The sequence below is a fragment of the Paenisporosarcina quisquiliarum genome (assembly GCF_027563315.1).
GTDB classification, from domain to species: domain Bacteria; phylum Bacillota; class Bacilli; order Bacillales_A; family Planococcaceae; genus Paenisporosarcina; species Paenisporosarcina quisquiliarum.
Window position 1 is genome coordinate 133340 of record NZ_JAMKBJ010000004.1, and the last position, 26775, is coordinate 160114.

The 26775-nt window shown below is 40.1% G+C and carries 32 protein-coding genes and 1 other annotated feature; of the genes, 9 read left to right on the forward strand and 23 right to left on the reverse strand.

The window, feature by feature from the left end:
* Position 1: 1 nt before the first annotated feature.
* Positions 2 to 526 (reverse strand): NfeD family membrane protein, encoded by a 525-nt coding sequence (locus tag M9R32_RS06520; protein WP_269925925.1) that lies wholly within the window; start codon positions 524 to 526, stop codon positions 2 to 4.
* Positions 527 to 805: 279 nt separating this feature from the next.
* Positions 806 to 1885 carry a DUF2087 domain-containing protein gene (locus M9R32_RS06525; RefSeq protein ID WP_269925926.1) on the reverse strand — a complete coding sequence of 360 codons (1080 nt, stop codon included), beginning with the start codon at positions 1883 to 1885 and terminating at the stop codon, positions 806 to 808.
* A 288-nt stretch (positions 1886 to 2173) separates the two neighbouring features.
* Between M9R32_RS06525 and M9R32_RS06530 the strand changes: the two genes are divergently transcribed.
* Positions 2174 to 2794 carry a DUF47 domain-containing protein gene (locus M9R32_RS06530; RefSeq protein WP_269925927.1) on the forward strand — a complete coding sequence of 207 codons (621 nt, stop codon included), beginning with the start codon at positions 2174 to 2176 and terminating at the stop codon, positions 2792 to 2794.
* A 14-nt stretch (positions 2795 to 2808) separates the two neighbouring features.
* Positions 2809 to 3807, forward strand: coding sequence for an inorganic phosphate transporter (locus M9R32_RS06535; protein ID WP_269925928.1), 999 nt, complete (start codon positions 2809 to 2811; stop codon positions 3805 to 3807).
* A gap of 40 nt (positions 3808 to 3847) precedes the next feature.
* On the opposite strand, the gene M9R32_RS06540 is transcribed toward M9R32_RS06535, so the two are convergent.
* The 5 genes from M9R32_RS06540 to M9R32_RS06560 form a co-directional block, all read right to left on the reverse strand.
* On the reverse strand, positions 3848 to 4486 hold the full coding sequence (locus M9R32_RS06540) for a pentapeptide repeat-containing protein (RefSeq protein ID WP_269925929.1): 639 nt from the start codon (positions 4484 to 4486) through the stop codon (positions 3848 to 3850).
* A 33-nt stretch (positions 4487 to 4519) separates the two neighbouring features.
* Positions 4520 to 4906 carry a YobA family protein gene (locus M9R32_RS06545; RefSeq protein WP_269925930.1) on the reverse strand — a complete coding sequence of 129 codons (387 nt, stop codon included), beginning with the start codon at positions 4904 to 4906 and terminating at the stop codon, positions 4520 to 4522.
* Between the two features lie 4 nt (positions 4907 to 4910).
* The gene (locus M9R32_RS06550) at positions 4911 to 6212 is read right to left on the reverse strand and encodes an RNA-binding domain-containing protein (RefSeq protein ID WP_269925931.1); all 1302 of its coding nucleotides are present in this window, start codon (positions 6210 to 6212) and stop codon (positions 4911 to 4913) included.
* 88 nt (positions 6213 to 6300) lie between these two features.
* Positions 6301 to 6762, reverse strand: coding sequence for a GNAT family N-acetyltransferase (locus M9R32_RS06555; RefSeq protein WP_269925932.1), 462 nt, complete (start codon positions 6760 to 6762; stop codon positions 6301 to 6303).
* A complete protein-coding gene (locus M9R32_RS06560; RefSeq protein ID WP_269925933.1) occupies positions 6759 to 7229 on the reverse strand; it encodes a hypothetical protein in 471 nt (156 codons plus the stop codon). The genes M9R32_RS06555 and M9R32_RS06560 overlap by 4 nt, the downstream gene beginning before the upstream one ends.
* Positions 7230 to 7333: 104 nt before the next feature.
* Positions 7334 to 7538 (forward strand) — a binding site (T-box leader).
* Between the two features lie 247 nt (positions 7539 to 7785).
* Between M9R32_RS06560 and proS the strand changes: the two genes are divergently transcribed.
* On the forward strand, positions 7786 to 9216 hold the full coding sequence (proS, locus tag M9R32_RS06565; RefSeq protein ID WP_269925934.1) for a proline--tRNA ligase: 1431 nt from the start codon (positions 7786 to 7788) through the stop codon (positions 9214 to 9216).
* 155 nt (positions 9217 to 9371) lie between these two features.
* Here proS and M9R32_RS06570 read toward each other — a convergent pair whose 3' ends face one another.
* Together M9R32_RS06570 and M9R32_RS06575 are read right to left on the reverse strand one after the other, a co-directional pair.
* The gene (locus M9R32_RS06570) at positions 9372 to 9791 is read right to left on the reverse strand and encodes an NUDIX hydrolase (protein ID WP_269925935.1); all 420 of its coding nucleotides are present in this window, start codon (positions 9789 to 9791) and stop codon (positions 9372 to 9374) included.
* Positions 9792 to 9811: 20 nt separating this feature from the next.
* Entirely contained in the window at positions 9812 to 10546 is a 735-nt protein-coding gene (locus M9R32_RS06575; protein ID WP_269925936.1) for an SDR family NAD(P)-dependent oxidoreductase, read from the reverse strand.
* A 214-nt stretch (positions 10547 to 10760) separates the two neighbouring features.
* Here M9R32_RS06575 and M9R32_RS06580 point away from each other — a divergent pair, with 214 nt between their 5' ends.
* On the forward strand, positions 10761 to 11705 hold the full coding sequence (locus M9R32_RS06580; RefSeq protein ID WP_269925937.1) for a 3-hydroxyacyl-CoA dehydrogenase NAD-binding domain-containing protein: 945 nt from the start codon (positions 10761 to 10763) through the stop codon (positions 11703 to 11705).
* Positions 11706 to 11744: 39 nt separating this feature from the next.
* Here the strand turns inward: M9R32_RS06580 and M9R32_RS06585 are convergent, their stop codons facing one another.
* From M9R32_RS06585 to M9R32_RS06630, 10 genes are all read right to left on the reverse strand, one after another.
* Entirely contained in the window at positions 11745 to 13412 is a 1668-nt protein-coding gene (locus M9R32_RS06585; protein ID WP_269925938.1) for a hypothetical protein, read from the reverse strand.
* 99 nt (positions 13413 to 13511) lie between these two features.
* Positions 13512 to 14456: a dipeptidase gene (locus M9R32_RS06590; RefSeq protein WP_269925939.1), complete on the reverse strand. Its 945-nt coding sequence runs from the start codon at positions 14454 to 14456 to the stop codon at positions 13512 to 13514.
* Positions 14453 to 15073 (reverse strand): NUDIX hydrolase, encoded by a 621-nt coding sequence (locus M9R32_RS06595; protein ID WP_269925940.1) that lies wholly within the window; start codon positions 15071 to 15073, stop codon positions 14453 to 14455. The genes M9R32_RS06590 and M9R32_RS06595 overlap by 4 nt, the downstream gene beginning before the upstream one ends.
* 6 nt (positions 15074 to 15079) lie before the next feature.
* Positions 15080 to 15559: a tetratricopeptide repeat protein gene (locus M9R32_RS06600; RefSeq protein WP_269925941.1), complete on the reverse strand. Its 480-nt coding sequence runs from the start codon at positions 15557 to 15559 to the stop codon at positions 15080 to 15082.
* 9 nt (positions 15560 to 15568) lie between these two features.
* The gene (locus tag M9R32_RS06605) at positions 15569 to 16087 is read right to left on the reverse strand and encodes a GNAT family N-acetyltransferase (RefSeq protein ID WP_269925942.1); all 519 of its coding nucleotides are present in this window, start codon (positions 16085 to 16087) and stop codon (positions 15569 to 15571) included.
* Entirely contained in the window at positions 16088 to 16708 is a 621-nt protein-coding gene (locus M9R32_RS06610) for an FMN-binding negative transcriptional regulator (RefSeq protein WP_269926060.1), read from the reverse strand.
* A 37-nt stretch (positions 16709 to 16745) separates the two neighbouring features.
* Entirely contained in the window at positions 16746 to 17435 is a 690-nt protein-coding gene (locus M9R32_RS06615; protein WP_269925943.1) for a Type 1 glutamine amidotransferase-like domain-containing protein, read from the reverse strand.
* 32 nt (positions 17436 to 17467) lie between these two features.
* Entirely contained in the window at positions 17468 to 17863 is a 396-nt protein-coding gene (locus M9R32_RS06620; protein WP_269925944.1) for a nucleoside 2-deoxyribosyltransferase, read from the reverse strand.
* Positions 17860 to 18072, reverse strand: a complete 213-nt coding sequence (locus M9R32_RS06625; RefSeq protein ID WP_269925945.1) for a YwbE family protein — start codon at positions 18070 to 18072, stop codon at positions 17860 to 17862. The genes M9R32_RS06620 and M9R32_RS06625 overlap by 4 nt, the downstream gene beginning before the upstream one ends.
* A 123-nt stretch (positions 18073 to 18195) precedes the next feature.
* Positions 18196 to 19359, reverse strand: coding sequence for a PstS family phosphate ABC transporter substrate-binding protein (locus M9R32_RS06630; protein WP_269925946.1), 1164 nt, complete (start codon positions 19357 to 19359; stop codon positions 18196 to 18198).
* A 65-nt stretch (positions 19360 to 19424) separates the two neighbouring features.
* Between M9R32_RS06630 and M9R32_RS06635 the strand changes: the two genes are divergently transcribed.
* A complete protein-coding gene (locus M9R32_RS06635; RefSeq protein WP_269925947.1) occupies positions 19425 to 19565 on the forward strand; it encodes a hypothetical protein in 141 nt (46 codons plus the stop codon).
* 55 nt (positions 19566 to 19620) lie between these two features.
* On the opposite strand, the gene M9R32_RS06640 is transcribed toward M9R32_RS06635, so the two are convergent.
* Entirely contained in the window at positions 19621 to 20568 is a 948-nt protein-coding gene (locus M9R32_RS06640; protein WP_269925948.1) for an ABC transporter substrate-binding protein, read from the reverse strand.
* A 118-nt stretch (positions 20569 to 20686) separates the two neighbouring features.
* Between M9R32_RS06640 and M9R32_RS06645 the strand changes: the two genes are divergently transcribed.
* Genes M9R32_RS06645 through M9R32_RS06655 form a run of 3 tightly spaced genes read left to right on the forward strand, consistent with a single transcriptional unit; the run spans position 20687 to position 23388 of the window.
* Complete coding sequence (locus M9R32_RS06645; RefSeq protein ID WP_269925949.1) at positions 20687 to 21685, forward strand: FecCD family ABC transporter permease; 999 nt, start codon at positions 20687 to 20689, stop codon at positions 21683 to 21685.
* Between the two features lie 3 nt (positions 21686 to 21688).
* The gene (locus M9R32_RS06650; protein ID WP_269925950.1) at positions 21689 to 22726 is read left to right on the forward strand and encodes a FecCD family ABC transporter permease; all 1038 of its coding nucleotides are present in this window, start codon (positions 21689 to 21691) and stop codon (positions 22724 to 22726) included.
* A complete protein-coding gene (locus M9R32_RS06655; RefSeq protein ID WP_269925951.1) occupies positions 22726 to 23388 on the forward strand; it encodes a (2Fe-2S)-binding protein in 663 nt (220 codons plus the stop codon). Before M9R32_RS06650 ends, M9R32_RS06655 begins: the two co-directional genes overlap by 1 nt.
* Positions 23389 to 23616: 228 nt before the next feature.
* On the opposite strand, the gene M9R32_RS06660 is transcribed toward M9R32_RS06655, so the two are convergent.
* Together M9R32_RS06660 and M9R32_RS06665 are read right to left on the reverse strand one after the other, a co-directional pair.
* A complete protein-coding gene (locus tag M9R32_RS06660) occupies positions 23617 to 24402 on the reverse strand; it encodes a 3D domain-containing protein (RefSeq protein ID WP_269925952.1) in 786 nt (261 codons plus the stop codon).
* A 271-nt stretch (positions 24403 to 24673) separates the two neighbouring features.
* Positions 24674 to 25531, reverse strand: coding sequence for an STAS domain-containing protein (locus M9R32_RS06665; RefSeq protein WP_269925953.1), 858 nt, complete (start codon positions 25529 to 25531; stop codon positions 24674 to 24676).
* Positions 25532 to 25755: 224 nt separating this feature from the next.
* Here M9R32_RS06665 and M9R32_RS06670 point away from each other — a divergent pair, with 224 nt between their 5' ends.
* On the forward strand, positions 25756 to 26193 hold the full coding sequence (locus tag M9R32_RS06670) for an OsmC family protein (RefSeq protein ID WP_269925954.1): 438 nt from the start codon (positions 25756 to 25758) through the stop codon (positions 26191 to 26193).
* 270 nt (positions 26194 to 26463) lie between these two features.
* Here the strand turns inward: M9R32_RS06670 and M9R32_RS06675 are convergent, their stop codons facing one another.
* Positions 26464 to 26769: a putative quinol monooxygenase gene (locus tag M9R32_RS06675; protein ID WP_269925955.1), complete on the reverse strand. Its 306-nt coding sequence runs from the start codon at positions 26767 to 26769 to the stop codon at positions 26464 to 26466.
* Between the last annotated feature and the right edge of the window lie 6 nt (positions 26770 to 26775).

Consider the following 26775-nt stretch of genomic DNA (forward strand, 5'->3'; position numbering starts at 1 on the left):
TCTATTTTTTATTAAAAACGAAAGGTTCGTATTCCCTTACAAGAAACGTTCCTTCCTCTACCTCAATAACTAACACTTCTTTTCCATAGCCAATTTCCTCATTGTCATATCCTACTGCTCGCTTATTAATAAGCCCACCTACAGTTTCGATGACGATCTCACCGTAACCGTCAGATGGTATAGGTGTAATGACTTTGCCAACTAAACCGGCCAACGATTCATCCGTATAAGCCATTGACACTTCGGCTGATGACATGGGCAGTAAAATAAAAAAGTACAATAAGATATCTAAAACTACTCCCACTGCCAGACTTGCAAACATCACTATCCAGCTACTCCAAATGGTAGAGACTTCAAGTACATACCCAGTGGCTGAAACAAAAGTGACGAATGCCATTAAAACTGTTGGATTTAAAAAAGGAATTCCTTCCCCAATCCCATCAGCAACATCTCCAAAAAATACATACAGAATGGTTACTGCCCCAGCGATGAGGAGTATATACATATAGATTTGTTCTATGGACATCCAATCACTCCCATTTAATGAATTCTTTAGTGACACTTATTAATACGGAGGATGAAAAGAAAAGTTTCATTTTTCCAAATAATTTATTTTTGTTACTATTAGTGGAGTAATTGGAATGGATAAAGGAACCTATTTTATTAAGTGGTGAATCGAACTCGGGGTTTGTCCACCAGTAAAAAACACTCTAATTTGGTAGATGATAAGAGTCTTGAAGCCGAACTTCTAAAACAAATAAAAGCACATGTGCAACTCAATCATGAGTTCACACATGTGCTTCTTTCAATTATATCCACGTTCACCGTAAGGCTGCTTTTCAACACACCAGTTTTCTTTAGCCTCTGTTAATTCTTCTTTTAACTGCCGAGCAGATTTCCCTTCCGTTTCGATGGACTCCAACACTTCAAACTGAAATGCATCTTCACCGAATAACTCCCAATCCCTCTGCAAGTCTTTATTCATTAATGTGCCGCCATTCAATTCGAATTTCAAACCATTTTGTCTCTTTAAATTAAGCGTTGAAGCAATATACATTTTCCCATTTTCTTTGTTCGTTACACAATAGACACCAGCAATGGTCTTTTCATCTTTTACTTGTTGTTTTAATTCTTTTTTCCGGTCAGCATCCATTCCTTCTTTTTCTTTAACCCAATAAGCGGACCCATCTGTTTTTCTGGCTAAAAAGTGATACATGACTAAATATCTTCTTACAAATGTATGATCATCGAACACTTCTTTAATAAGAACATTTACTTCTCTTTCGGTATATATTTTACCAGGTTGAAACTTCTTCACTATTTCACACAAAACGATGAAGCGATGCTTTTCCTGTAAGTTGAATGTACGAAGTTTTCCATTAGACCAGTTCTTCTTCAATACTTCCCTATACTCTCGTTCGGTTATATGGAAAGGTTCCTCAAACAATCTCGCATCTTCTTTACTTTGTGCGCTTAACTTATAGCCCTCTTCCATCAGACTCATTAAAGTTAAATACACTTTCGCTTGCCGTTCTTTCTTTTTTAAAGAAAAACGATGATTCCTTACTGTGGAAGCACTCCCGATTTTCAGCGTATCTTGTATTTCACGGTCTGCCTTCCCTTCAAACAATAAGTGAAGCACTGCCTTCTGTTGATCGGATAAACCTGTAATCTCTTTATCTTGTTCCATTAAATAAGCAAATACTGACTCATGCTCTTGTTTAATATGTAATTTCATAAATTTCAAAGCTTCATAAAAATGTTCTCCTACTGGGTAAATAAGACCTTTTTCGATACTCTTGTTACACATCAAACACATTAATGAGTTTTCAGTCTCGATAAAGCCTTTTTTCATTTCATTTAAATCCGCATCTATCAAATTCATTTCACAAACACTTCCTTTTATTGTTTCATATATTATAGACAATAATAACTTTTGTTTATAATTTATGCAAGTTGTATAACTATTCGATATGACTCTATATGGAGGGTTACTTCTTCAAAAATTAAGGATTTATTATATTGTCAGCAGATTTTGCTAGAATTCTTTCTATTACTTTAATGTAAAGATTCTCAAAGTTACGTAAAAAGTGTTTTGATTTTGTAAATACTTTGATATGATGTGTGAGGTTATTCAGATAACCTATCCTATTTAAAGTCCAGGAGGCTTTCTATGTTTAGTTCAAAAAAACAAGACCCATTCTTCACTGCTTTACTCGGAATTGCAGAAACAGTGAGAGAAGCTACACATTACGCGGATGATTTTAAAATTGTCAGTGTTTCAGATTTAAAAGAACTTAGCATCAAATTAAAAAACTATGAAACTGAAGGCGATAAATTAATACATGATTTGATTTTAAAGTTAAATAAATCATTCATGACACCTATTGAGCGTGAAGATATTCTTTATTTAGCCAATAAAATGGATGACATTTTAGACGGCGTAGAAGCATTTGCAGCTTACCTAGAGATGTATTCATTGATTGACATTGACGATTCAATGCGTACATTCCTTCATTACATCGTAAAAAGTACGGACGAGATCGTAAAAGCGATGGAATTATTGGCAAACAAAAAACTTCTGCAAATGCGTGAACATGCAATTTTGATTAAAGATTACGAACGCAAATGTGATGAAGTATTACGTACATCTATTAAACAACTTTTCATTAATGAAAAAGATCCAATTCGTATTATTCAATTCAAGGATATCTACGAACAGCTTGAAGACATCGCAGATTACTCTCAAAATGTGGCAAACACAATTGAGACAATCATTATGCGTAATGCATAGGAGCGTAATCAAACATGGATGTAGTACTTATATTAACAATACTGGTTGTCATTTTTGCCCTAGCGTTTGACTTCATTAACGGTTTTCACGATACAGCAAACGCGATAGCAACTTCGGTCTCAACGCGTGCACTATCCCCACGTGTTGCGGTAATGTTAGCTGCTGTCATGAACTTCATCGGCGCATTAACTTTCACAGGTGTCGCTAAGACGATCTCGAAAGATATTGTAGATCCGTTCACGCTTGAAAACGGCTCACTTGTTATTCTAGCTGCACTATTGTCCGCAATTGCCTGGAATTTAATTACTTGGTATTTCGGTATTCCTTCCAGTTCATCGCATGCATTAATTGGTTCGATTGCTGGTGCGGCGATTTCGGCAGCTGGTTTTGGCATATTAAATTACGATGGATTCTTGAAAATTTTGCAAGCACTATTAATTTCACCATTCTTAGCTCTTGCTGTCGGATTCCTGATGATGTCGTTGTTTAAAGTATTATTTAAGAAAAACACTCTATACAAAACAAACAAAGGCTTCCGCATTTTCCAAATCGGAACAGCGGCATTGCAATCATTTACTCACGGTACAAATGATGCACAAAAAGCAATGGGTATCATGACGATGGCTTTAATCGCCGCTGAGTTACAATCAACAGACGAGATCCAAACATGGGTACGTGTTTCTGCTGCCCTGGCAATGGGACTTGGAACATCGATTGGTGGATATAAAATCATCAAAACAGTTGGTGGTAAAATCATGAAAATCCGCCCAGTTAACGGGGCGGCAGCTGATTTATCATCTGCATTAATCATTTTCGGAGCGACAACGATTCACTTGCCGGTATCAACAACTCACGTTATCTCTTCTGCGATAATGGGTGTTGGTTCTGCTCAACGTGTAAAAGGCGTTAAATGGGGCGTTGCGCGTAAAATTGTATTAACATGGGTTATTACACTTCCAATTTGCGCACTTCTTGCAGGTATATTTTTCCAAATTCTAAACTTATTCTTCTAAACTTAAAAAGCTGTCCGCTCTAGTTACGAGCGGACAGCTTTTATTGTTTAACGATTAAACCTAGTGATTTTGCAAAACCGAGCGCTTGTTCAGTTGAAACGATACAGCCGGATAATTGATCCACACTTACTGTTACTTGTTCGTAGGTACACGTACTGAGATCCACATCCATTAAACTAGTATCAGTAAAATTAGCACCATCCAGCGGGCATTCCTCGAATACTACTTTATCGAAAGTACAATTGAAGAAGTCCGCTTTATTCAATGCAGTTTGCTGAAACTTAACTCGTTTCATTTTACTAAAACTAAATACGGTGTAATTCGCTACACAATTATTAAGTAAAGTATGTCCAAATCGACTTTCTGTACACTGCACACCGACTAATTTAGAATGATGGAATTCTACACGATGGAACACTGAATCTCCAAAATCCACATTGGATAAATCACATCGCTCGAACTTGCAATCAATAAATTCCACTTGATCAAAGCATACCCCTTCAAATGAAACGTCTTGGAAAATAATCTGATCAAAACTGAGCTTGTTTTCAGGCAGTTCCAATACATTCCAACACGAAACAATTCCCCGGGAAATAAATCTTTCTTCTTCTACTTCAATTAAAGTCGAAATATCTAATAATTCGAGTTGCCCTGGAATTTTCGGCTTATCAATTTTCATTGGTGTGCCCCCTTTACAAATAATCCTCATCCATCAATTTTGAGATTCTTCATCAATAACTCGTACACTAGTAGCACTAGCTTTACCAGGAAACGAATCAGACACACGGCTATACGAGATTCGGACCTTATCGAATTCACTTACTCTTTTTGCTTGGTCAATGGATAATGAAAACCAGATGGCCTCACTTACACCTTCGAGCATTTCTTCCTCAGTTAAATCTTTTAACTCAGCTTCGTCTTTCCCACTGATGACCAAAATACGTGCATCCTCTTTTTTTGCTACTGTGCCTTCAATCCAACTGGCATTATCGTTTTGCGTTTGATTATTTTGGAAAAACACAGAAATAGATATGACGACAGCTGCTATCGATACAAGCGCAATGGCGACAATCATTAAGACGGCTTTCTTACCCTTCATAACTTTAATCCTCCTGTTTGTTGATGGCTAAGGTATAAATTCTTCCTTTTCTTTCTCCTTCAGCTACCAGTAAATTCTTTGACACCATTTCGCGTACAATTTGCGTCACTCGAGACGGAGAAACACCTAATATTTGTTGGAAATCGATATTTTTCGCTTGTTTGTTTTCCAATAAGTGATTCAAAATCGCTTCTTCATGTGTTAGCTCTTGATGTATTTTTATTGGGTTGTTTACTATTTCTATTTGTTCAATACGTGGAAGTCGAACGACAACACTATCTTTTTGAACAGAAAATTTTGGTTTCTCATCTCCATCGTTATAAGTATCGAAAATACGACGTATTCCGTCTCCACGACCCTCTGTCAAACCTAAATCGACAAACAATGCATGCAATAGTGGATTTCTGCGAACGATTCTGGCTCCTTTTTTTACGGAGTCTATCGACAAGCCTTCCACTAATGTTCCTGGTGATGCCACTTCGACACGGTTTGCAAACAAGATAACCGATACATCACCTTCCACTGAATAATCACGATGTACGTATGCATTCACTACACTTTCCTGCAGCAGGATATTAGGATATGATGCGTGAACCTCTCTCAACCCTGCCATGATTCGACTGAATTGTGTCAGTATCGAACCTGAAAAATCGCTCGCTTGTTGGCAGAAAGAAGTAGAGCGATCACCACTGTATTGTAGCAACACTCCACGGGTTTGAGAAGAATCCGCCAGCCAAGTACCCAATCTTGTTAAAACAAATTCACCATTGTTCCAACGAATTGCATTGTAAGAGGCCAATACTTCTTCTAAGTGATCTTCCACCTGTGCAAATCTGGCTTTTTCACTGTTCAAGGTTTTTACAAAATCGACAAATCCCAAAAAGTCTTCACGACGGAAAGTGATATTGGTCAATGCGTTTTCTGTTTCGTCCAGTTGTCGCAAACTGATAAAACGTTGAACTTCCTCTGCTGTTTTCAGTAAGCGTTTCTTAGATCCATATCGAACATAAAGTTCCTCAAACAATGTGGATCTCTTACGATACACATGGTCTGTAGCTTTAACGTTTACTTCTAATATGACTTGGTTATCAATATGCACATGATTTACATCAACCAGTGGTAAAGGTTCGACCATTTTACTTAACTGATCATATAGTGCTGTTTCCTCTGCTAAAGGATTTTCCAATCCAATAATGCTCTTTTCGTCTTCCATTCCAATTTTCAGCGTACCACCGGTTCCATTGGCAAATGCGATAACTTCTCGATACAGCTTGTTCGTTACCTTTTCTTTGTATTCAATATTCAACCTCGTACACCACCTATCGATAATTGTTTCTACTAGTATATCGATAATAGAATCATTGTTCCAAAGAAAAAAGAACCAGGAATTCATCCTAGTCCTCAAATGTATAGCAAAGTCGAATCATATCTCGGCACAACAAACCATTCTCAACAATCGGTTCATCGTAATTCCGCGTAAAATAGTCAAAGTCGATACCAGTCATACGAAATCCACATTGCTGATAAAGTTTCAATTGATGAATACTCGAATTACCTGTCCCAATTTCAACTTGTGCATATCCTCTTTTGGAGGCTTCGTTTATTGCATGAGCAATCAATTGTTTGCCATATCCTTTTCCTTGGAAATCTTCATGGACAGCTACATTCATAATTTCAACGACGACTTTCTTCGTTTCCTTCAGAACATATACACCAATGGCTTTACCTGATTTTTCGCCCACGTAAACGTTGCCACTCTTTAGGTATTCTTCTACAACAGCACGTGAAGGATCCGCCAGCAGCAGCAACTCCCACGGCGGCGTTTCCTCTTTTGTTAACTTTCGAATGTCCATCATTTATTTGATGTGCGGAATCCTTCACTCAATAAATACTCTTCTGCTTCTTCAAATGAACCGTAGCTCTCTTCCAGGTTGTGTGTGTGGTAAATGTTCCACAGCGTATCTTCCTGGATCAGCTTTAATTCCTGGCCTTCACGATTTTTCCACACTTGCTCTACGTTAAGTACTTCTTCTTCATAATGTTCTTCTTCGGATAAAATTCCGATAGAATCGGTAATCATTTCACGAAGCTCAGCTTCAGTCGCTTCACGAATGTTGATCATGCCTTTACTATCCGATTGATATTTCTTCAAATCCCCAACAAATACAAATCCGTTACCGTTCGGATGCAAATGGTAAACGACTGTTTTTTTATCATATAGGCTGTCTTCGAAGTGATAGTTCAACCGTTTTAATGATACTTCTTTTTTAGTCAGTTCAGGGTAAGATTCAATGATTTCTTGTTTTTGTTCAAATGTTAGCATAGTGCGCCTCTTTTCATTATGGTTCTTTGGCTCATTATATCACAAGAGCTCATAAAATTTTGTTGACATGTTAATTCATTAGTCGCTATAATCACAGAAATAGTTTAACAACAGTGATAAGGACCAGTAAAGAAACGTGTGTTTTTTTAGAGAGGGAGTTGCAAGGTGAAAGACTCCTAAAAACCACTTCTTGAACCTACCTTTGAGTTCGAAGTCGAAAGATATTCGCGGCGACAGCCGTTAACATGTTTGAGTGTGAAGCTTTGCTTCAAATGAGGGTGGTACCGCCATGGAAACATGGTCCCTCGTTTGTCGCAGAGCTTTTTTGTTTATTAGGCTCTGTTAAACGATTTGGTTATTTATCGTACATTTGCGATTGCGGCATGATAGGCGCAAATGCACTCCCTTTGGAGCAACTTTTCGAAATTAGGAGCAACTTTCACTGATTTTGGAGCAACTTTTTAATTTTGGGAGCAACTATTACGATTTGAGAGCAACTAACCAATTTCCTACTAAAACTTAACAGAGCGTTTATTTATTAAAAGGGGTGTTTTTAATGAAAAAAGAGTTTGTGCAAAGTGTAACGGCGATGGATGATGACTTCGCTCAGTGGTTTACGGATGTTGTGACAAAAGCGGAGCTCGCGGATTATTCAAGCGTGCGCGGGTCAATGATTATACGTCCTTATGGTTACGCAATTTGGGACAATGTAAAAGAAGCGTTGGATGCACGCATTAAAGCAACGGGTCATGAAAATGTCTATATGCCACTTTTCATTCCAGAATCTTTATTGCAAAAAGAAAAAGATCATATTGAAGGATTTGCACCTGAAGTCGCATGGGTAACGCATGGTGGAAACGAAAAATTAGCGGAACGTTTATGTGTACGACCAACTTCTGAAGTATTATTTTGTGAGCATTTCAGTAATATCATTCATTCTTACCGCGACTTGCCAAAGCTTTACAATCAGTGGTCCAATGTTGTCCGTTGGGAAAAGACGACACGTCCGTTCTTACGTACCCTAGAGTTTTTATGGCAAGAAGGACACACAGCACACGCTACTGATGAGGATGCGCAAGTTGAAACCATCCGCATGTTGGATGAATACGCACAGCTATGCGAAGAGTGGCTGGCTATTCCTGTTGTGAAAGGACAGAAAACGGACAAAGAGAAGTTTTCCGGAGCCAAATCCACATATACAATCGAAACCTTGATGCATGACGGAAAAGCGCTACAATCCGGTACATCCCATCACTTCGGCGATGGCTTCGCACGTGCTTTCGATATCAAATATCTGGACAAAGAAGGCAAGCAACAATACGTTCATCAAACATCATGGGGATTCACAACTCGTATTATCGGGGCCATGATTATGGTGCACGGTGACGATCGAGGTCTTGTCATGCCTCCAAAAATTGCGCCAACACAAGTGATGATTGTCCCAATTGCACAACATAAAGAAGGCGTATTGGATTATGCATACAGCTTGAAAGACAGTTTATCTGGTAGCGCCCGAGTCGGAATAGATGCATCGGATAAAAAACCAGGTTGGAAATTCAATGAATACGAAATGAAAGGAATTCCAATTCGCCTGGAAGTTGGACCAAAAGATATCGAACAAGGTCAAGTCGTGTTGGTACGACGCGATACTGGTGAGAAACTCGTGGTGTCTGCGGATGAACTGGAAGATAGACTGACGGCATTGCTAGAAGACATTCAGAACAATTTGTTTAACAAAGCTTTGTCTCACAGGGAAGAACATACGTCGGTAGCGACATCTTTTGATGTATTTAAACATGTTCTGGTAGAAAATCCAGGCTTCATCAAAGCGATGTGGTGTGGAGATGTGGCATGTGAAGAGTTCATAAAAGAAGAAACTTCTGCGACGTCACGTTGTATCCCATTCGAACAAGAAAAGCTGAGCAATACATGCGTATGCTGTGAAAAACCAGCTGAAAAGATGGTTTATTGGGCTAAAGCATATTAAAAATAGTGAAAAGCCTTCCCCGCTAAGTTGGGAAGGCTTTTTTCATGTCTTTATTTGAAGTTAATGGGGCAACTTTTGCTGTTATAGGGGCAACTCTTTGTTATATAAGGGCAACTTTCCACCTTATTGGGGCAACTAACCAATTATCTCCTAATTCAACTTTCAATCGCCTTAACTAACAGTCCCTTCAAGAATGCCACATCCTCGGGATAACTCAGCTCTAACGAATCCAATTCATCTGCAGATTTCCAGGCAATCTCTAAAATAAATTCATCCGGGTCCTGCAAGGTTAACTCTCCGCTTACCCGCTTCACCAAGAAATACTGTATGTCATACGAAATTCCGTACTGTGCATTCATTCCATTTTTGTCCTGAAGTTTAGACACAATTTCAACGGTCAAACCCGTTTCTTCTTCGAATTCTCGCATACAAGCTTCCTCATACGTTTCATTGCCTTCGATTCCACCTGAAGGAACGGTCCATTTCGGCTCTTCATCTGGGGCAGCTTGCAACACCATTAATACTTGATTTTCTTCATTGATGCACACACCCGCGGCACCTTTCCACTGAAACATGAACAAACCTCCTTTTACATTCAATGTTCGTAAATCATTTTTCGCGTCATACCGCCGTCCACAACCAAATTAATGCCTGTGACAAAATCGTTTTGCGGGTCGGTTAAATACAGACATGCCTTGGCAATATCAGAAGGTTTACCCACTCTGCCGGACAGATGCTGTTCATGGTCAATATCGCGAAGTTCGCTGTAATCACCTGTTTCAATCCAGCCCGGTGAAATGGCGTTGACCGTGATACGATGCTCCGCAAGAGATGCGGCAAGCGCATGGGTTACTGCGACAATTCCGCCTTTCGTCGCTGCGTATGCTTCTGAATTCGGTTCGGACATAGACGCGCGAGTAGAGGCAATATTGACAATTGATCCGCCACTTTCCTGTTCTCGCATTTGCAGAGCCGCTTCGCGTGAACATAAAAAGACACTGCGTAAATTTGTATTGATGACATCATCCCATTCCGTTATCGATAAATCAAAAAGCGGTTTGAATTCGCTCTTCCCTGCATTATTAATGAGGATATCGATACGACCGAATGCCTTTAATGTTTCTTTCATCAAATTTTTGATGTCGGCTTCTTTTCGTACATCTGTTTTAACAAACACACTTCCTACAAGCTGTTTGCTGACTTCTTTACCTAACTTCTCATTCACATCAGCTAGGACGACATGCGCACCTTTTGCCACATAAGCTTCGGCAATTCCACGCCCAATGCCGTGTGACGCGCCAGTTACAATCACCACTTGTGCTTGATTCATACTAGAATTCCACCTTTCATCTATAACTTAACGAGTCCACCATTCCGTAAACACAACAATTCCAATAACCACGGCAAATGCCAATATGTAAAACCACTCGGGAACACCACCAAAACTCATCATCATCCACATCCTTTACCCATTCAAAAAATTCTCACAAAGGAACTATTTAAATATGATAACATGGTTTTAGTCAAAACTAGGAGGTTGAGCCATGACGCGCATACATAGTGATTTACACCGTTTCGATCCTGTGACTGTAATTGGTGCTGGAACGATTGGACTTTCGTGGGCGACATTATTTTTAGCACACGGTCTGACGGTAAGATTATACGATCCACGACCGGATTTGAAAGAAGTGTCTGAGCAGCATTTCAAATCCATTGAGTCTACATTAACTTTACTCAACCTGCCGTCTAAAGGCTTTGAATCGCGATTGACTCTAACATCTGACCTTCAGCAAGCTGTAACGGGGGCGGCCGTCATACAGGAAAACGGTCCAGAAAAATTAACGCTTAAACAGGAACTTTTCGCTAATATCGAAAACTACGTGGAAGCACATACTTTGTTGCTTTCCTCTTCATCAACCCTTCCGGCAAGTGATATTTCAGTATTAATGAAAGACAAAAGTCGTATGCTGATTGGGCATCCATTCAATCCGCCACTTGTGATGCCTTTAGTTGAAGTGGTGCCAGGTCAATTCACCTCACATGAAGCAGTCGAAGATGCACTTGTCTTTTACCGCGCACTCGGCAAAGCCCCTCAACATATTCAAAAAGAAGTCTTTGGATTCGTTGCCAACCGTTTGCAGTTTGCCATGATGCGGGAAGCAATGTATTTAGTGGATGAAGGCGTCGTTGCAATGGAAGACGTAGACGAAATCGTCAAAGATTCAATCGGGTTACGCTGGGCCGCTACCGGACCGATGCTTGGCATGCATTTAGGCGGTGGTCAAGGTGGGATGGAATCATTCATGCGTCATCTAGGACCAACCATGGAGAAGAGTTGGTATGCACAAGGGAATCTCAAGATGGATGAGGATACCATATCACGTTTAGCCACAAAATCACGTAAATCCTACGGTCACTCAACCATCGACGAACTTGCGCAAATGCGTGACGAAAAGCAAATGGCCATTTTAAAAACACGGCATAAATAAGGAAAAGGCTGTCTCAAATTAATCGAGACAGCCTTTCTATTATTCCAAGCTGGTTATCTTCATTGTTTTAACAGGTAAGAAAATTTCGCCTGTATTTAAATAAGTCACGCTCACTTGATCGCCCTCTTTTAAGTAGACCGCCAAAGGTTCCACTTCTGTGGATACCAAGTAATTCGTTCCATCCGTTAACATGAACGATACCAGCGTGGAATCACCCACTCGCTCTTTATATACACGTTCAACATTTCCGGTAGTTGTTGCTTCTTCAGCTTTTGAACTACCATTCACGCTACTACCACCACGTTGCAATGCCGTTTTATATAGCCTCAATGCTTCGTTTGGTGTATTCGCAAAAGCGGAAATTTCCGGATTCGCTGCAGAGACGATAAAGTAGTTTTGTAAAAATCCATTGGCATCAAGTACTGGAGTCAACCAGCTTGCTTCCCCGTAGAAATTGTACAAAATCGGCATTTCACCGGACCACTTTTTCTCGATGAATTTCTTTTCAACGATTTGAAGTGCACCATATGAATCCATATAGGACTCTTCCATATTACCAGTGTAAAAAGTCGCTTCCCCTGTGCGTGCATTCGTCAATGAATACCCGAGCATGGAATCAACACCTTCTTTTGGACTGGTGAAATCAGTGAAGTAATACATTACCCCGTTCTCATTAAAAATAGGACTGACATTTGCTTCCGTTCCTTGATCGGAAGGCAATTTCACATCTTTCTTGCCGAATAAACTGTTCCAGAATCCGTGAACGTACTTTCCGAAATAGCCATTTTGCAAACTCACCACTTCTGGCGATACCGCTCCATCAATGAAGTCTGGCGCTTCGTTCAATGCATACGTCTTGATGTCACCGGATTGTGGATTGACCACAGCTACTCCCGTCACTTCAAAACCATTGCGGGCAGAGACGAATTTTCCGAATGAACGGATGTAATGCGGCTTTCCTTCTTCATCAATTTCAAGCTGCATGTCGCCGTGGAAAATCGTTTCCGGCAGCTCTAGACGCAAATGGCGTGCAACATTTTTTTGGAAGAAGGAAGATGGTGTATACGCCATCTCTGCTTTCACAAACTTCGGATTGTCCGATGAATCAGTTGCACTCATCGTGAAGTAACCCGGGGTGGTGTCCCCATTCACCCATTTAAAGAAACCAGAGAACTCGACTGGCGCAATATAAACAAAGGCATCATCCACTTTTTGAATTTGTAGTCTGCCTAATTCGTAATAACTCGTATTCGGCACTTGACCGAATGCTTTTTTCATCTTGTTGCGTGCGAATTTTGGTGGAACACTTGCAGGTGTTTCCTTTTCATCAAAGGCTTCGATTTCGACTTCTTGTTTCATTTTTGCGGAGTCGAATTTTTCATCTGCATTAAACAACATGGCACTTAACATGTATCCACCAAATACAAGAGCTGCAAGGAATAGCACACCTTTAACTAGGCGTTCTTTTCCGGTTGATGAAAATACACCAAGACCTGTCGCCATAATGGCAAGTGGCCAAAGTGCGGACAGATTTCGATCTATATTTGTTACATAATAGAAAGTGAAAATAATAACTACCAACCCAATGGCAGTTCCTACGATACCAGCGACAATTCCTTTGCGTTTTTCTTTAAGCAACGTCAGCGGCATAATCAGAAATGCTGCAATAATCGCAATCACGATGCTATAAAGGAATGTTAAACCCATATAAGTTCCTCTTTTCTTGGATGTTTTCTCTTCTTTAATACGAATGAAGCCTTTAAAAGTTTCAAGGAAAGTACTGTCTCAAACAAAAAAAAGCGACTGCTAACTGGTAGCAATCACTTTATTAATATAGTTTTTGAAATTGTTTGAGGCAATTCCTCGAACCTCTTCTTCGGTAAACTGTTCACTTAGAGTATTCACTACATTCTGCGTATCACTCGCATCATGTAGACCTTCGACAAAGACACTAATGCCATCAAAATCTGAGCCAAGTCCCAAATGCTGAACACCTATTAACTTCGAGAAATGAGTAAAGTGATGCAGCAAGTGTTCAAGTGTAACTGGATTTACCTCTTTGTGGATAAACGGTGGATAATACACGATGTGTATGTGTCCTCCTTTATCGACTAATGCTTTGGCTTGTTCATCGGTTAAATTTCGTGGGTGGTCACAAAGGCTTCTTGCATTGGAGTGGCTGGCAATCAAATGTTTCGCTTTAGAAATTACATCCCAAAATGACTGTTCATTCAAATGGGACACATCGATCAAAACATTACGTTCATTCAATAATTCCACTACTTCATATCCGAATGGCGTCAAGCCTAAATGAGACGGTTCATCCGCTCCATGTGCCACTGCGTTGGCATGATTCCAAGTAAGCCCAACAAGCTTCACCCCTGCATCCAACAGAGCCTTCAGTTTTTCAAGGTCTTCTCCAAATGCATCTGCACCTTCAAGTGTCAGCACAGCACCAATTTCATTCTCTCCCAGTTGATCAATCTGCTTCCAATCTGTAATGTGGACCATTTCTGGATTCGGAGCCAGCACATGGGTATGAAACAATTCAACTTGACGAAGCGCAGCCATGAATTTTTCTTTTTGAGGTACTTCAGGAGAAATGAATATGGCAAAAAACTGCACTTGTACTTCCCCGGCAATCAACCTATTTTTATTCGCTTGCAGAAGGTCTGCATGTTCATAGGGAAGTAATTCATCCGTTATCGATAATTTATATAAAACATCACAATGTAAATCAATGATTTTCATATCATGCCTCCTATTCGATTTAATGATTTCAATACTTTTCCCATATATTCTTCGCTATGCGGTACAAAGTCTTCAGGCTTAACGATAAGCGATGAATGGGTGATGGAATTAGAATGTATGTGATGAAGTGTAATATGTTGAACCTCACGCTCGTATAAACTGATCACATCAGCCATAGGTGCTGAATATATGGCACTGACTTCTTCTTCCTGTATATGTAAGGATGGATTAGCGGGTCCGATCATGTATACATATGTATGCGCAAATTCATTATCAATAAAATCCTTTTGCACAATGCTGTCTTTAAAGATACCTATCGTTTTAAGATCTTCCATGCCTAGATCAACACCGAGTTCTTCCCTTACTTCACGAATGCCATCACTTACTTTTTCGTGAGCCAAAAGATGCCCAGCTGCTGTTATGTCGAATAGACCCGGGAAATCTTTTTTCAAATGACTTCTTAGTTGGAATAATAGGTGAGGCACACCATTAATTTTTTGGACAAACCAGCAATGAAATGTTTCATGCCATAGCCCTTCTTGATGAACAATTGCTCTCGTGTTTTCCCCGACCTTTTGATGCTTTTCATCAAAGACTGCCAAAAGTTCCTTTTCCAAGTCACTTCACCACGTTTTATTTAATTTGTCCTTATAGAACTGAATGGCATTTCCATACCGTTTGATGTTTTTATCTCGAGTAGTGGTTGCTACCACGCTTAGCAATGTTTCCATTGCGAGATCATGTTCATTTAAATTATGTAACGTCATGGCAAGGAACACAGGAATTGCATTATTTTCTGGAAATTCCGCCATACCTTTTTCAAAAATGGACCGGGATTTAGCGTATTCACCAATCACGCGATAAGTACTTCCTAACCCTACAAATGCCCCTTCTCTCTCGTGTCCACTTAACCCATTCTCAAGAGCTTGTTCATAATAAGGAACCGCTTCTCTTTCCAATCCCTGAACGTCGCAAGCCCACGCACACTGGTAAAGAATCACTGGATTGTTTGAGTCATTTGATAATAAACCTTTCAATATAGGTAAAGCTTCTGATGCTTTCCCGCTCTCTCTCAGTTGAATAGCCCGTTCTAAATTATTCACTTTTATCACCTACCATTCAAGACTCATATACAATTCGTCCACATACTTATGATAATCTGTTTTCATTGCATGATGCTCGAGACCAAACTTTTTAAATCCTGCTTTTTCATAAAGTCTAATTGCAGGGGTATTGGTTGCAACGACTGTTAAATTCATTTTTTCGACTCCCGGCCAAGTCTTGGCATGCTCAATCGTTGCCCCTAATAACGCATTACCGATTTGCTGTCCACGAACTCGAGGGGTCACATAGACGGCTAGTAAATTCACCCGATGACGCAATTTTGGAGCTCCTTCACCTGCTATGGTCATCACACCGACCAATTCATTATCGATAAATGCACCTAATGTTGAACTTCCGGTTGCATCTAAATTGGTAGCTGTGCGTTCGAGTGGATTGCTTCGTACTATCGCTTCTTCGTAAGTGGTCGCAAATGCCTCTGGATTTTGCTGCAAAGCTTCCAATCTTAACTGCAAATATTTCAACGCATCTTCACCTGTCAATTTACGGATTTCCATTTTGTTGCCCATTTATTTTTTCACCTTCATTTTTTTCTCCATCCATCTTGCAATGGCTTTTTCATCAGACTTATTCATATTTCGAAGCCTTTCAACTACACGCTCCACACGTTCTTTTGGATGATTTTGACTCAGCTTGGCTTTCCCTTCTACTTTATCGATAGAGATGGTAAACCCCACTACTCCTTTCGATAAAGAAGAAATATAGGAAGGGTCTACATCCAGTAAGTTATATGCACTCGTTGGCTCCTCGTACTTTTCAGTTAAAGCCACCATGGATTGCCATAATCTTGAATCATCTTCTTTTAGAAGCTTCACTTTACCTGCTACTTGAACCGTTACATAGTTCCATGTCGGCACTGTATTTTGAGTCTCATACCAGGAGGGCGAAATATAACAATGGGGTCCTTGGAAGACAACCAGTACTTGCTGATCTTCAATATCTGTCCATTGTTTATTTCCTTTTGCAAAGTGCCCTATAAGCTCCGTTTTATCTTCACTTAGTAGCAATGGGAGTTGTGTTGCAGTCAATGAACCTTCGTGAAGTGAAGTAAGTGTCGCAAATCCATATGCTTCTATTACTTCATTTATTTCTTGCCGATCATTCATTTCAAAATATGATGGAGTGTAAATAATTAGTCCCTACCTTCTATTTAACTTGCGGTGCTAATTATTTCACACCTAAATAGTGAGTCGTTAAAATCGATTCTTTATCTTTGTCCACCTGGTATCCTTTAGCATGCTCGCGCGAACTCACAATTTTATGCAATTCTTCATCAATAAAGTGTAATGCAACCCCGTCATCAGCTGCATATCCACTCCCTACTTTTCCTTCTTGGATAAACTTCTGATAAGTTGGTCTTCGGCTTTCTTCCCCATCGTAGTGCGGACAGTGACTGCCTCGTAAAATTCCTAAACAGGATATCGGTTCAAGCTCATCTCCATAGGAATCCGTAATACCATCTTCAAACCAACAAAGCGACCCTGCACTCAGACCTGCAAGAATCGTGCCTTGATCATAAGCTTGTCGAATCGCGACATCGATTTCCCATTCGCGCCACAAAGCCATTAAGTTCTTCGTATTGCCTCCGCCTACGTACAATATATCTTGATTCATTATGAAGTTTTTAATATCGCGCGTATGTGGCTTGAACAAGGACAAGTGCGTAGCTTCGCACTCCTCCATACGGAAGAAATTATAAAATCGCTCGATATATCCTTCCGCATCACCACTGGCAGTTCCAATGAAACAAATTTTCGGATTCTGTTTCGTACTTTGTTCCAGAATATAACGGTCTAACAAAGGATTTTCCGGCTCCATTGAGAAGCCTCCACCACCTAAGGCTATTACTTGTCTCATATCGTCATCCTCCATCCTCTAAATTGGTTTTTCTAAAATTCGGTAGTGACGCTTAGTATGGTAGAAATTAATTCTTCCACAGAGCCTGCGCAAATCCACACTTCGGGCAAATGGTAAAACGTACTGGTAGTCTCCATATCCATCGCTTCAAAGTTCGGCGAGTATAGAAAGGTTTTCTTCTGCCATGCAATGGCCATTCCTAGTTCTATATGACTTCCTTTTCCACCGGGTAAGATCACAATTACGACATCAGAATCAGCCACCGCTTGTTTTTCCAGCGTCCCTATTTTCTGCAACGCTTCGAGAGAACAGGCACGATTATTTTGTGTCCAATCGTAGGTGTGATGCCATCCATTCTTCATGAGTTTTTCGCTTACGCTTCTAACAATTTCCTTGTTTTGAAAGCTGGATGCTACATAAAATTTCATACTAATCTATCTGAAGACAAAATTTCGCACACTCGTCCAACTTGTCCATCTTCTAAACGGACTTTAATGCCATGAGGATGACGTGCTGAATTGGTGAGTAAATCCTTAACAATCCCTTTTGTTTTCACTCCGGTACGTTGATCTTTTTTCAAGATCACATTTACTTCAAGCCCAGGTTTCACGTCTGCTCGATTTTGACCGTTTGCCATCTGTCATCACCCTTTCATTTGTTTAATATTTTATCATAAAAAAAGACATACACTCCGACAATTCTGAATTGTCAAAGTGCATGCCCTTACGTACTGTTCATTCTTTATACGAAGAACCATCTATCATTTGATGGGTACATACCCCGTTTTCTCTACCAACTCTTGACCTTCGACCGAAAGAATCCAATCAATGAATGCTTGTGCATGCGGGTTGGTCGTTCCAGCAGTAATTGCGTAGAATTCCGCCGTGATCGGATACGATTCAGAGCGAATGGACTCCTTATCTGGGAAGATTCCATCCACTTTCAGCAATCGTATATTTTCATTTTTCACCATTTCTGTAGAGAAAAATCGGAAAGTATAACCGATTGCATTTTTGTAGTTTTTATATTCGGCTACTTCATTGATGACCCCACCCATGCCCGATACAACATCTTGTGATGGCGCTTCCATCAACTTGTGGTCGCCCATGAATTTTTCAAATGCAGTTTGGCTTCCGCTATCGGCTGAACGCTGGAAGGCACGAATTTTATCGTTTTTCCCACCAACCTCTTTCCAGTTCACCACTTTACCCGAATAAATACTCCGAATTTGATCACTAGTTAAGCCCTCAATTGAATTGTTGGCATGGACAAAAAAGACGAATGCTTCACGTCCGATTGGCGTCATGTTTAGTGTGACACCTTTATTTTTCGCATGTTTAAGTTGCGCATCAGAAGGTCCAGCCACAAAGATTATATCTGCTGTGCCGTCGATTAAATTTTTGTATGCCTGATCTGTTTTGGTTGACCTGACCGTTGGATCATAAACTTTATAAACTTTTTTTGGATAGGTAGATTGAACAAAAGCGGAATACAAAGGGTACAGTGCCGTGGCACCATCCAAACGTAACAAGTTGTCTTTCGGTAATTGCAACGTTGCTTTTTGTTCCAATGAAACTGCCTTCGTACCCGGTGTATTCGGTTCATATTGCTCTAAATCCACTTCTGCATTTACCCGATCCATATTCTCATGATATGTATCATAAGCAAGCTTTCCACCAACTACAATCCAGAGGACCACTAATCCAACGAAAAAGAACTTACTCGGATGATACTCTCTGTCGGACAATCTAATAAGCAAATACTTCAGCAGCATATATACGGTCGCGCCGCCTGTTACTATAAGTGGGATGTATTGTCCTTTTCCATTGATAAGAGTGATGAGTACAAAGAAACCAATCAAAATCACCAACACTATATTAATAAGCAAACTCAAGAATTTATTTGCGGCATATGAAAATTTCATGTTTTCCCTCCTATTTCCTCTCTTAATCTACCATAAATTTACACAATTTAGTGTAAGAGATCGTCTTGGTTGTAGAATTTATGAGTGACGTAGGAAAAAACGGGGACCACGTAGGAATTATTGAGGTTGACGTAGGAATTATCAAGGTTGACGTAGGAAAAATCAAGGTTCACGTAGGAATCAGCTATAACTTACCTAGAATTTAATCCTCAAAAAAAGACTGACCTAGGATCACTAAATCCATAGGGCAGTCTATCTAACTTATTCGAAATGTTTTTCCAAATCATCCAACATTAATTGGGCAGCCAAGTAACCACCAGCTGTATTCCAAATTGTGTCGCTTACTTTGAATACTTTATTCGCTTTCGCCACTTCAAGGTTTTGGAACAATGGATCGTTAATCCATTCTTCTTCTAATTTCGTCGCTTCTTTGTCTCCCGTTTCATACGTGAAGTAGAACATGATGTCTCCGTCCATTGCTGGAATACGTTCTTTTGTTACGCCTTTTTCAGCGAAGTCCGGTAAGTCTTGCTCAGCAGGACGTGCAAATCCAAGTTGCTCTAAAATAACACCTGAGAAGGAATCTTTATGGTAAATACGCACATCACCAGCCATAAAACGTACCATTGAAACTTTTTGTTGTGTTTTTTCGCCTAATGATGCTTTCATTTCTTCAATGCGATTATTATAAGCGTCCAATTTCTCTTGGCCCACTTCTTCTTTATTGATTGCTTGTGAGTAGAGTTTGAAGTTTTCCTGCCAGTCTCCGCGCAACGTTTCTGCAAAAACAGTTGGGGCAATTTTGTTTAACTGTTCGTAGACTTTTTCCTGGCGCATTTTATTACCGATAATCAAATCCGGTTTAAGTGCGGCAATCGCTTCAAGTGAAGGTTCAGACTCATTTCCTACCGGCTTCGTATCTTTTAATTGTTCTGCTGTATGTTCATACCATGTATCTCCCGTGAATGCTTCCACAGCTCCTACAGGCGTTACGCCCATTGCAAGTAAAGCCTCCACGCCTTCGTTCGTTAATACAACGATTCGTTTTGGTTCACCTTTAATAGTTGTTTCACCCATTGCATGAGTAACTGTATAACTTTCTTCTTTAACCTTATCTTCACCACTTGTTGGAGTTTTTTCATCTGTTTTGCCACATGCAGCCAAAATCATCAGCATGAATGCCATTAATATAAGACCAAATTTTTTCATGTTCGTTTCTCCTTTTTATCACTCAATTGAGAATGAAAATCATTTACACTGAGTACTTTATATGCTACGATTTTATTTGTCAACTAGCGATTTTAAATAAAAATTTCAGGGGTCTTTTATGTTACATACAAATAGTAAACGAGGATGGGGCATTGCAATTGGGATGACTGCCATTCTTTTTCTCATGGGCGCGAGCCTGGTTTATGGCTATACCGATACCACCTGGCGGGATGCATATCTTTCTTTTTCCAATCCAAGTGGATCAAATGAGCATCTTATTATTAGAGATGTACGATTTCCCCGTTCTCTAATTGCAGCATTCGTCGGTGCCTGTTTAGGCGTTTCTGGTGCCATCATGCAATCAATCACACGAAACCCACTATCTTCACCTAGTATTCTTGGGGTGAATGCAGGTGCAAGTTTCTTTGTAGTTGTTGGCGTCGTTTTCCTGTCCGTGCAAAGTCTACAATCCTATATGTGGTTAAGTTTTGCAGGAGCCAGTTTCGCTTTTCTGCTGGTGTTTTTATTGAGTAGCGCTGGCCGCGAAGGACTGACACCGCTCAAATTGACATTGGCTGGTTCCGCCATAACCGCCTTGTTTGCTTCATTTACGCAAGGATTGTTGGTACTAAATGAAACTGCACTTGATCAAGTATTATTTTGGCTTGCAGGTTCAGTGGCTAACCGACCGCTCGATTTACTTGTCAGTGCATTGCCTTATATGGCTATCGCATTGACGGCTACTTTCTTGCGTGCAAAAGAGTTGAATGTATTGAGCATTGGAGACGATGTAGCAGTCGGGCTAGGTCAGCGTACGATATGGATTAAGTTTTTCTTTGGTGCTGGTGCTGTTATTTTGGCAGGGTGCGCCGTGGCTGTTGCCGGTCCTATTGGCTTTGTCGGTATTATTATTCCCCATTTAATCCGTTCATTAGTCGGGCTAGACCACCGTTGGATTCTTCCTTATTCAGCTATGGGGGGAGCTGCACTTCTATTGTTGGCAGATATAGGAGGTCGTTATGTCCTCATGCCTCAGGAATTACCTGTTGGTGTTATGACGGCTCTTATCGGTGTACCGTTCTTTATTTTTGTCGCTCGTAGAAAGCTGGGGATTTAACCTATGAAAATTTTTAATCGAATAGATTTTACTCGTCACCCAGTAATCGCCACTGTCCTTGTGTTTGTTGCAGTTGGTACGGTAATGCTTATTTCTGCTGGTTCTGGAGAATTTCCGTTATCACCGTCTAAAGTACTTGCTGCTTTGTTTGGTTACGGGGAAGAGTTCGACCGCATCATATTAATTGATTTTAGATTACCTCGAATTATGATGGCTCTTTTTGTCGGCATGGCACTGGCTGTATCTGGTGCAATTCTACAAGGCATCACAAAGAACCCACTCGCATCGCCTGATCTAATAGGTGTAACAGCAGGTGCATCATTCGCAGTTGTTCTATTTCTAACCGTGTTTTCAGATGAAAACAATGCCTTGATTGTCAGTATTCAGTGGTTACCATTATTCGCTTTTTTGGGTGCAACTCTGACCGCCTTGATCGTCTTTGCCCTTTCATGGAAAAACGGAATCGCCCCTTTCAGACTTCTTTTGATCGGGATTGCCGTTGCCGCTTTCATGCAAGCAGGGACGACCATTTGGATATTGATGGGTCCTATTTATCAAGCCAGTCAAGCTACGATTTGGACGACTGGCAGTATTTATGGTGCCAATTGGTCTCAAGTTTCGGTGTTGATGCCATGGGCTCTGTTATTGATCATAATTTCTCTTTTGCTCCGTCGACAAATGAATATCTTGGAACTCGGCGATGATATTGCAACTGGCGTTGGATCAATGGTTCAGCGAAACCGAATGATATTATTGTTAATTAGTACAGGATTAACGGGTGTAGCTGTTGCATTTGCAGGTGGCATTGGATTTGTAGGGTTACTTGCCCCCCATATTGCAAGAAGAATCGTAGGTCCTAAATTTCAATCAATGGTGTTATTTTCAGCTGGAGTAGGTGCACTGCTTGTCCTTATTGCAGACTGGATTGCCCGTGTGGCCTTTGCCCCAATTGAGGTGCCAGCAGGTGTTTGGACTGCAGCAGTAGGTGCACCGTATTTCATTTTCTTATTAATGACGCAACGGAAAAAAGGTGGCGCATAATGCAAAGCATCTTAACGAAAGACATGGCATCCAACTTCCGATGGCATATGGACGAAGACGCATTGCACACGTTAACGCTGAATCAATTGTTTGATTCCGAAGTTCGTGAGCACCATTTTTCACGGTTAATGAGTGAGTATGGTAGCCCTTCAAGAGGTCATGCCGCTTCCATGACTACGAAACGTATCGGTTATATGGCGGCTCTGATTATTTATGCACGTATAAAACACAATGTATTGACGAACCCGAAAGAGTGCCGCTTCATCACAATCGCGGATGAATCATCAAAAGCTGGTTGGTTGCCAGTCTATTCGTTTCCACTAAAGGAAACTGCCTCATCCGAGACGGTACTGGAGTGGATTGTAAAGGAATTATATTGTGCGACGCTCGTTCCTTTGGTTAATTTGTTCGCAAAGGAAAAAGGGATTTCACGTGTCGTCCTCTTCGAAAATATCTTTACTTATATTAAATGGATTTTTTTAACCCATCTTCAAGATCCCGCGACTTTTCAACAATTGCTTGATATACCGGCTGTCGAATTCGGTACAAAACAGCATCCGTTGTCTTTGTATGTTTCTAGTGATGAGGGTACTCGAAAAACTTGTTGCCTTTATTATCAGACTGCAGGTGCTATCAAAGCATGCAAAACCTGCCCACTATAAAAAGCTTGAGCCATTTATGTGTGCTCAAGCTTTTTTGTTTGGGTCTGGGGGGTAGTGTCTTTTCAGACGTGAACGCTGTTTTTTCAGACGTGACTCATTATTTTTCCGACGTGAACGCCAAAATTTCAGACGTCACTCGCAAAATTTCAGACGTCGCGCTCTTGTCAGGAGTCCGGGCCACTTCTCCACAAAAAAAGATGAGCACAAGGCTCATCTTTTTTCTCACTATTAATCTAAGATTTTAATTTTGACTGTTTTACGTCCCCAATTAAGAGCGTCTTGCTCTTTAGGCATGAACAAATCAATGATTTTCCCTTTAATAGCGCCGCCAGTATCACCGGCGATTGCTTCTCCATAACCTTCAACCCATACACGTGATCCCAATGGAATGACAGATGGATCTACAGCGATGACTTTTTGATTCGGGTTTGCACGCAAATCAATTCCCGTTGCCGTAGTACCAGAACATCCCGGGCAATAAGCCGTGTATGCTGTTGCTGTTACTGTCATCTCTTTAACTGAAGCTGAAGTTTGTACGGCAGCTGGTGCCGGAGCAGATGCTTTAGCTGTTGATTGAGATTGAGATTGAGCTGGAGCTGGAGCTTTTGCTTTATTAGAAGCAGGTTTTGCAGTTGTATGTGCAGACGCAACTTTTGCTCCGTCCAATACTAACTGGTCACCTGGGAAGATTAAATCACCAGAAATATTATTCCAAGTTTTTAATTCGTCCACTGACAAGTTGTGTTTTTTAGCGATTTTGAAAAGTGAATCACCTTTTACAACAACATGTTTTTTCACTTTATCTTCTACTTTAAGTTCTTCTGATGGATATATAAGAGTAGACTCTAAGTCGTTCCAATCTTGTAAATCTTGTACGCTAACATTGTTATCTTGGGAAATAGACCACAATGTATCTCCTGATTTTACCGTATGGACGCTAGATGCAGATGCTTGACCTGCTGCCCCTACTGATAGTACTGCAATTGCAGTTAGTGCAACGATTTTCTTTTTCATAAATGAATTTCCTCCTTTTCACTAACGACCACTAGCATACCACCCGCGCATTGCAAATCAATTGCAAGGGCATGTGCAGGAGTTATCATTTGTGTGACAGGATTCGTCATTCTGATACATTTGTAATATATACACATATGTCCATTTTTTATAGATAACATCCAAAATCATCTATTTCTCATACATTTGACCACTTAATGAAGAATATATTCAATTGGTTTTCTTCTATATAAACAAAAAACATCTTCCCAATTGGAAAGATGTTTTCATATCAATTATCTTTAACTAACGTAAACCCAATTCTTTCTAACGCACGTTCCAAAGTGGATTCAATAAGTATATCTTTTAAATCTGCATGTACTTGTATGGCATTCAGCGCCATTACTGGCTGAAATCCCGTAAGTATAGGTTTCACGCCGATAATCCCTAGAATATTTGCCAATTTTAAAAGAGCTTCACTGACAGTAGCGTTAATATGAGTCACTGCAGATAAGTCGATGATTAAGTAATCCAAATCATATTCCTGACTCTTCGCTAGTGCAGTATGGATGATGTTTTCTGCCCGGGACGCGGTAATTTCCCCGATTATCGGTAATATTGCCACACCTTTAGTTACGGGTACCAATGGGGCTGACAAAGTTTGTATTTGTTGATTAGCTTTATCAAGTTCCAGGACATATGTAAGCAAGGATGCCATGGTCTCAAAAATTTCTATATGTTGATCTGAAAAATTAATGTTATTCGTATCTAAACCGCATATGGTTCCGTAATTGTCTCCATTTTCATAATAAATTGGAATACCGATGAATGAACCACTACCTAAATTCTCCGTCACTTGTAGAGGCTGAGATAAGTCGTTTTTCGTTATATCTTCAATGACTAAAATTTCTCGTCCATGATCTACACTTAATTTGCAATAGGTATCTTTAAAAGGGAGTTCATCCCCTTCATCTAACAGTACTTCTTTGGTGTTAACCGCTTTGACAATCCGATTAGTTTTCTTATCGTTCTTCGCGATGAATATGGTATTCATATCAACGATTTTACTTATCATTTTTAGAATACTGTCGGCTGCATCATCAAAGTTTTGGAAACTCTTGCCTTTTAATGTTAGCATACGCTCTTCCATCAATTTACAAACCCCTTTATACGACCGAAATTTATAGTAAGTGTAACATTGTTTGAGCTTAGGCTATAGCATAAAGATACAGCTTAATGAAAAAAATTGAAAACCCCACCTTTCCTATCCCGACTTACCTATACAGGTAAATCTATCAAATAGCTTCAATTCATTTTCCTGCTATTTTTCTTCAATTTACATTACACTGAAAAAACAACATAGGGAGGAATTCCATGGCACTTCATTCTTTTCATTTAACCGCAAATTGGCCGGGTCTCCGGAATGACGTTGGTACCATTAATACTGCAAACTTACATACCAAAATTTCAATTCCACCTGAAATGGATGGACCAGGTATTGGGACAAATCCCGATGAAATGTTATTAGGGGCAGCCGCAACCTGCTATATTATTACGCTCGCAGCTATGCTCGAACGAAGCAATATTGAAAAAGAATGTTTGACGATGACGTCAGAAGGCATCGTTGATATTACCAAAGGAATCATTACATATAAAAAAATCATTCATCGTCCCCATCTTGTTTTATGTTCGGAAAAAGATTTAGGTGTAGCCAGCAAACTGGTGCAGAAAGCTGAAAGCTCTTGTATGATCAGTCGGGCATTAAAAGGAAATGTGGAAATAGAATTGGAAGCAAACCTGGAGGTAAATTAATCACGATTAGAGAAGAGGTCTCAGATGGATTACAGTTTTTTAAAAAACTGTAACGTAACCGCTTCCGAGTGAAAAGGAATTTGCAGAGGGCGTTTTATTCTTGGCTTCCCTTTAAACAGTCACTTGTGAATGCTGGTGGTGGACTGTTAAAAGTATTATCGTTTTTTCGCACCAGTCTTTCATGGATTGGTGCTTTTTTCATTTAAAATAATCTTTTTTTCCAAAAAAAAATCCATTCTCTAATTAGAACGGACGGGTGACTGAAATCTATTAAAGGCCTTTTCCACCTAGTGGGGAAAACGTATTCATTGTATTCATTCCCTTAATGAGAGGGCGGCCTTTTTCTATTAAGTTTTTTATTGCATCAAGTGAGAGTGATGATTGATGCGCTTCTGCATTTTGCCAAACTTCAGTTATCCAAATCCCGTCTGGTACTTCTTCCTTTACACTAACAATATAAAGCTCACACTCTTCTAGAGTATTCATTGCCTCTGCAGCTTCCAACAAAATAGTGACTAATTCATCACGTTTACCTTCGATCGTCGTGATTTCTCCAAACAGTCCAAATCTGCTCATCGAATA

Excerpts from the sequence above, each read along its gene's own strand:
- M9R32_RS06530 (WP_269925927.1), top strand. The coding sequence starts at position 2,174 with ATGTTTAGTTCAAAAAAACAAGACCCATTCTTCACTGCTTTACTCGGA.
- M9R32_RS06560 (WP_269925933.1), bottom strand. The coding sequence starts at position 7,229 with ATGCTAACATTTGAACAAAAACAAGAAATCATTGAATCTTACCCTGAA.
- proS (WP_269925934.1), top strand. The coding sequence starts at position 7,786 with ATGAAAAAAGAGTTTGTGCAAAGTGTAACGGCGATGGATGATGACTTC.
- M9R32_RS06670 (WP_269925954.1), top strand. The coding sequence starts at position 25,756 with ATGGCACTTCATTCTTTTCATTTAACCGCAAATTGGCCGGGTCTCCGG.
- M9R32_RS06580 (WP_269925937.1), top strand. The coding sequence starts at position 10,761 with ATGACGCGCATACATAGTGATTTACACCGTTTCGATCCTGTGACTGTA.
- M9R32_RS06570 (WP_269925935.1), bottom strand. The coding sequence starts at position 9,791 with ATGTTTCAGTGGAAAGGTGCCGCGGGTGTGTGCATCAATGAAGAAAAT.
- M9R32_RS06620 (WP_269925944.1), bottom strand. The coding sequence starts at position 17,863 with ATGAAATTTTATGTAGCATCCAGCTTTCAAAACAAGGAAATTGTTAGA.
- M9R32_RS06575 (WP_269925936.1), bottom strand. The coding sequence starts at position 10,546 with ATGAATCAAGCACAAGTGGTGATTGTAACTGGCGCGTCACACGGCATT.
- M9R32_RS06540 (WP_269925929.1), bottom strand. The coding sequence starts at position 4,486 with ATGAAAATTGATAAGCCGAAAATTCCAGGGCAACTCGAATTATTAGAT.
- M9R32_RS06545 (WP_269925930.1), bottom strand. The coding sequence starts at position 4,906 with ATGAAGGGTAAGAAAGCCGTCTTAATGATTGTCGCCATTGCGCTTGTA.
- M9R32_RS06630 (WP_269925946.1), bottom strand. The coding sequence starts at position 19,359 with ATGAAATTTTCATATGCCGCAAATAAATTCTTGAGTTTGCTTATTAAT.
- M9R32_RS06645 (WP_269925949.1), top strand. The coding sequence starts at position 20,687 with ATGTTACATACAAATAGTAAACGAGGATGGGGCATTGCAATTGGGATG.
- M9R32_RS06615 (WP_269925943.1), bottom strand. The coding sequence starts at position 17,435 with ATGAGACAAGTAATAGCCTTAGGTGGTGGAGGCTTCTCAATGGAGCCG.
- M9R32_RS06585 (WP_269925938.1), bottom strand. The coding sequence starts at position 13,412 with ATGGGTTTAACATTCCTTTATAGCATCGTGATTGCGATTATTGCAGCA.
- M9R32_RS06660 (WP_269925952.1), bottom strand. The coding sequence starts at position 24,402 with ATGAAAAAGAAAATCGTTGCACTAACTGCAATTGCAGTACTATCAGTA.
- M9R32_RS06520 (WP_269925925.1), bottom strand. The coding sequence starts at position 526 with ATGTCCATAGAACAAATCTATATGTATATACTCCTCATCGCTGGGGCA.
- M9R32_RS06590 (WP_269925939.1), bottom strand. The coding sequence starts at position 14,456 with ATGAAAATCATTGATTTACATTGTGATGTTTTATATAAATTATCGATA.
- M9R32_RS06535 (WP_269925928.1), top strand. The coding sequence starts at position 2,809 with ATGGATGTAGTACTTATATTAACAATACTGGTTGTCATTTTTGCCCTA.
- M9R32_RS06640 (WP_269925948.1), bottom strand. The coding sequence starts at position 20,568 with ATGAAAAAATTTGGTCTTATATTAATGGCATTCATGCTGATGATTTTG.
- M9R32_RS06655 (WP_269925951.1), top strand. The coding sequence starts at position 22,726 with ATGCAAAGCATCTTAACGAAAGACATGGCATCCAACTTCCGATGGCAT.
- M9R32_RS06605 (WP_269925942.1), bottom strand. The coding sequence starts at position 16,087 with ATGGGCAACAAAATGGAAATCCGTAAATTGACAGGTGAAGATGCGTTG.
- M9R32_RS06650 (WP_269925950.1), top strand. The coding sequence starts at position 21,689 with ATGAAAATTTTTAATCGAATAGATTTTACTCGTCACCCAGTAATCGCC.
- M9R32_RS06665 (WP_269925953.1), bottom strand. The coding sequence starts at position 25,531 with ATGGAAGAGCGTATGCTAACATTAAAAGGCAAGAGTTTCCAAAACTTT.
- M9R32_RS06555 (WP_269925932.1), bottom strand. The coding sequence starts at position 6,762 with ATGATGGACATTCGAAAGTTAACAAAAGAGGAAACGCCGCCGTGGGAG.
- M9R32_RS06625 (WP_269925945.1), bottom strand. The coding sequence starts at position 18,072 with ATGGCAAACGGTCAAAATCGAGCAGACGTGAAACCTGGGCTTGAAGTA.
- M9R32_RS06525 (WP_269925926.1), bottom strand. The coding sequence starts at position 1,885 with ATGAATTTGATAGATGCGGATTTAAATGAAATGAAAAAAGGCTTTATC.
- M9R32_RS06675 (WP_269925955.1), bottom strand. The coding sequence starts at position 26,769 with ATGAGCAGATTTGGACTGTTTGGAGAAATCACGACGATCGAAGGTAAA.